The 684-nt window shown below is 62.7% G+C and carries 1 protein-coding gene; it reads right to left on the reverse strand.

The genetic code is table 11. The annotated features are described in order from the left end of the window. Positions 1–684 (reverse strand): Ig-like domain-containing protein (locus tag JHD74_RS25900; protein WP_233169697.1); only part of this gene is annotated, 684 nt, incomplete at both ends.

The raw sequence follows: 684 nt of genomic DNA on the forward strand, positions 1-684 counted from the left end.
CATCCGGTGCACTGAAGTCCAGCGTCAGCACAAAGGTGTTCGATGGATCGCTGACGTTACCCGCCGTATCCGTTGCCGTGACCGTAAAGCGGTGCTCGCCTTCCGACAGGTTTGCCGTCGGGGTAAACGACCACTGACCGCTGGCATTGGTGATCGCCGTGCCCAGCACGCCGTTCTGGTCGGAGACCGTCACGATGCTGTGGGCTTCTGCCCGGCCCGTCAGGGTTGGGGTCGGATCGTCCGTCGCACTGCCGCTGACCATGTTCTGCAACTGTACGCTGCCCACATCGTCTGCCGCCGAGTCGATGAACGGAACCGTTGGTTTCACCGAGTCAACCTCGAACATCCAGTTGCTGCTGGTGCTCGGGTTGCCCGCCGGATCCACCGCCGTGGCGCTCAGGCTATGAGCCCCCTGGCCCAGATCGGTGGTTGGCGTAAAGCTCCAGGTACCATCGCCTTTCGCCGTGGTGCTGCCCAGCACGTTACTGCCGTCAAGGACCGTCACAATACTGCCAGCCTTGGCGGTGCCGTTCAGCGTTGGACGGGTATCATCCGTTACGCCGTTCTGCGCGATAGCGCCGGTAATAAGACCCACATCGTCCACCAGGGTGCTCAACGCTACCTGGCCCGGAACCACATCCACCGTCACTTTCAGGTGCTCGCCCTCGGCGCTGGTGTTGCCGG

Origin of the sequence: Serratia sp. ASV30, assembly GCF_016428815.1 — a bacterium.
GTDB classification, from domain to species: Bacteria; Pseudomonadota; Gammaproteobacteria; order Enterobacterales; family Enterobacteriaceae; genus Chania; species Chania fonticola_C.